Genomic DNA, 3250 nt, shown 5'->3' with positions numbered 1-3250 from the left:
CCTCAAATTAGCCCGTACAGAGCGTTTTATGTTCCTAATATGGAATTCATCAAAAAACTTTTAAATCTCTCTCTACGGTGCCTTTCTGTTGATTTAAACGCATATCTAATCCAAAAATGATCACCATTTCTCTCTATTTTGCTGTCTTAAACTCATTAAGCCGTTTTTGTGAATGGAATGACATTCTCTCGTCTCTCCTGTTCTTTCAGTGCCTTTGCTTGTGTATTTTCAATCGCTCTGTGCACATACCAAACTCTGCCAAGCACATCACTTTCTAGCTTCTGACAATAGGAAACAAGTTCTGCACATGTGGGCATGAATACCTTTGACATCTCCTTGACCTGACCGGCGAGAATATTTTCAACAGCTTTTGCAAGAGCGTATGCTGAAACTTGTTTGAGTGTCAGCTTGTAAGATGAAGAAACTACATTGGGATCTGTGTTAGCTGGAACTCTCAAACTTGAGAGGAAAAAAGCAGCTTTCTTAATCTGTTCATCCGAAGCTTTCACACTGAACAATCTCTGTAGATGGTTGCAAGCATCCAAGACTCTTTCTTCCTCCTGCTTCGTCAATTCGCTCCCACTCTTGAAGGTCGATGGATACCCTCGGTTGATCCTCTTCATAATCATCTCCAGATGAAAAATTATGTCTGGAACTTTCGAAACTTTCTGTAAGACGTTCGGTGAAACTTTTTTGTCGCTGAGAATAATTTCCATACCTACCATTTTGTTTTTCCTTTCCCAGTTTTGCTTTCTGAGCTAAAAGTCCATAGTCGGAAATAACCCAGTTGTACCATGTCAGTTTCCAATCCTTTTTGATTGCACCTTGACCAGATTTGGCTATCCAGAAGTTTTTAAATTTCTCAAACTCTAACAACGCCTCATCATGCGTTAAGCCCTTTTCGAGTGCGTATTGCAGATCAGGTTTGAAATCCTCAGGCAATCGACAGCCTCGTCTATCTCCAGACCGCTTGGTTTTCTTCTCAGTGCTTTCTTGCTGTGAAACGGAGGATTGATTTTCTGAGAAAGGCCTATCGTGATCCAAATGCTGCTCAACCATCTCATCGGTTGTTTCATCTTGAACCGAAACTTCAGTTGCTAAATCTTCTGAACCATTTTCTTTTTTTGATAACACGATAGTGTTAGTTTTTTTATATATATTCTTATTCTGATTCTTTATAGCTTGATTTTGCTTATCGTTTGCTTCAACAAAATTATTATTTTGCTTGCATTTTGCTTCAACATAATCATTAACAGATTGTTTTTTAAGCATTTTTGCTTGTGCACCTTTTCTCCCAGCTTCACTACGCACTTGCGATATATGCTCTTGTTTATCAATAAAGTTTTTAAGTTCTTCCTCGACTTGCAAACTCCACAAACGGCCATCTTCTAAACGAACGATTTTCTGATCACGTAACAAAAAATCTAATGCCTTATTAAAAGCCTTAACCGAGCAACCAGCACTGTGTGCCAATTTACTTGGATCACAAAAAATAGGTTCACCACTTCTACGCATGTGCCATTGCAATATTACGTATGTTGCTATCTGAAATGCTTTCATTCCACTCGTGTCAGCAAGACAATCAGATGAAAAACTTTTAACCCAAGGTAATTTAGTTGACATAGCTTTCCCCCTTTCTTTCTGAAACTGCTGATGATGTGTACCACAAACGGCCACTCTCTAAACGAATGATATAACCACGGCTCATTAAAGATTCTAATATGTTTCGAAACGTCCACACTGAACAGCTGCACAAACTTGATAAATGAGAAGCATCATTAAAAATAGGTGCGCGCTTATGAAGCATGAGCAAGACCAGTGTTGTATAAACAGCTGTTTCTTTTGGCTTCAAAAGCATAAGCTCAATTAAAAATTGACCAGGATAAAATTTTACCCAGGGTAATTTCGTGGCCATCACATATCTCCTTCTTTCTTTAAGTGTAAAATTGCCCAGCCTGTCTTCGTATCTAGATCAAGAAAAGGAATCATGTTAGGCATCTGACGTTTCATTAAAAATGTTTTATAAAACCGTTTCATCACTATGGTTTTGAAAAAGTGGGGGAGAAAATAGAATGACAGTATTTGAATGTTTCTCTATAATCTCCATTGTCATTAGTAGCATTCATGCAAGTATTTCAGTTTGGGCAAGATATGAAGAACAGAAAAAAAAGGCTTTAGGACGAACACTGCAGTTTAATTGCGTATCATATAAATCGACCGTGTCTCCGTATAAAAATGAAAATCCTGAAATTACAATAAAGTTAGCCCTTCACAATCCTACAAAACAAGTAATTAAAGTAAATAACATCTGGATAGATCACAAAAGCCCATTCCAATTTATTAAAGCACGCTATATCAATCCAAACCCAAAATTCCCTAAAAAACCAGATATAATTATCTCCACAAAGCCTAAGCACATCGACTTAATAAATCCTCAGACAAAACCGGAACCAGAGCACTTCTTTGATTTATTTAGTATAAACAGTAAACAAGAAATTATACTTTCACTTACCGTGCTAGTTAAACAACCAAATACAGTAAATCCTATAACTATTATTTTAGAACATACTTCGTCTAATGATCCAAATAAAACACTGAAGCTTCTTTGTAACCTCGGCTTTTTTAGATTGTCAGATAAACAGAATTTGAATTATATTAATAAACTTTTCAAAGAAAGCGCATCTCAATAAATAACGTACGTACTCACTTTACAAGTAGTTAAAAACGAAACAAAAAACACAGAGTTAAAACAAGCCGCAAAGTATATACTATTGCCATAAAATCACCTTTAATCACTTTTCTTTCCTTATTTTTACCTTGTTTAAGTTATTGTATGAATACCCCTGATCATTAAATCCATATTCTGTACTGCCAATAATAAAAAAGCCGCTTCCAAAACCTATGTAACCGTGAAAGAGAGGCCATATACTCCTGTGGTGTCATGAATGTCATTTCATACGTAATAACATTATCATCACACACTACCGTATCTTTTATCTTTTCATCACCACTCACCATAGCATTGCCGGAAACGTATGAACCGTCATAAACCCAACAATCACCCTCATGAGAAAGATTGTCTTCTTTCTCTATAAAACCACCAATGTCACCAGCTTTAACATCACCAAAGTCTCTTAATGCACGAATACGATGAAGAGTGCAGTTATATTTCTTTCCAAATCTTGAATTATCAACCTTCTCACTTTCTTCCGTAAGCTCGTATTTCTTTTCTATACTCATGTTCTTATCC

Annotated in this window: 4 protein-coding genes and 1 pseudogene; 1 reads left to right on the top strand and 4 read right to left on the bottom strand. The window is 36.4% G+C overall.

The window, feature by feature from the left end:
• Positions 1-155: 155 nt before the first annotated feature.
• Genes ME3_RS02790 through ME3_RS02780 form a run of 3 tightly spaced genes read right to left on the bottom strand, consistent with a single transcriptional unit; the run spans position 156 to position 1915 of the window.
• Positions 156-509 (bottom strand): hypothetical protein, encoded by a 354-nt coding sequence (locus tag ME3_RS02790; RefSeq protein ID WP_007476933.1) that lies wholly within the window; start codon positions 507-509, stop codon positions 156-158.
• A complete protein-coding gene (locus tag ME3_RS02785; RefSeq protein ID WP_007476931.1) occupies positions 493-1623 on the bottom strand; it encodes a DUF1376 domain-containing protein in 1131 nt (376 codons plus the stop codon). Before ME3_RS02785 ends, ME3_RS02790 begins: the two co-directional genes overlap by 17 nt.
• On the bottom strand, positions 1613-1915 hold the full coding sequence (locus ME3_RS02780; RefSeq protein WP_007476929.1) for a DUF1376 domain-containing protein: 303 nt from the start codon (positions 1913-1915) through the stop codon (positions 1613-1615). Before ME3_RS02780 ends, ME3_RS02785 begins: the two co-directional genes overlap by 11 nt.
• 157 nt (positions 1916-2072) lie before the next feature.
• Between ME3_RS02780 and ME3_RS02775 the strand changes: the two genes are divergently transcribed.
• On the top strand, positions 2073-2690 hold the full coding sequence (locus ME3_RS02775) for a hypothetical protein (RefSeq protein ID WP_007476927.1): 618 nt from the start codon (positions 2073-2075) through the stop codon (positions 2688-2690).
• Positions 2691-2850: 160 nt separating this feature from the next.
• On the opposite strand, the pseudogene ME3_RS07160 reads toward ME3_RS02775, so the two are convergent.
• Positions 2851-3250: pseudogene (locus ME3_RS07160) on the bottom strand (hypothetical protein); the annotation flags it as partial.

This window comes from Bartonella melophagi K-2C (genome assembly GCF_000278255.1).
Taxonomy (GTDB): Bacteria; Pseudomonadota; Alphaproteobacteria; order Rhizobiales; family Rhizobiaceae; genus Bartonella; species Bartonella melophagi.
The sequence above is the reverse complement of the archived record's forward strand: the minus strand, read 5'-3'. Positions and strand labels throughout refer to the sequence as shown.

Bases quoted from the DNA above. Each gene is read 5' to 3' on its own strand.
- ME3_RS02785 (WP_007476931.1), bottom strand. From the start codon at position 1,623: ATGTCAACTAAATTACCTTGGGTTAAAAGTTTTTCATCTGATTGTCTT.
- ME3_RS02780 (WP_007476929.1), bottom strand. From the start codon at position 1,915: ATGGCCACGAAATTACCCTGGGTAAAATTTTATCCTGGTCAATTTTTA.
- ME3_RS02775 (WP_007476927.1), top strand. From the start codon at position 2,073: ATGACAGTATTTGAATGTTTCTCTATAATCTCCATTGTCATTAGTAGC.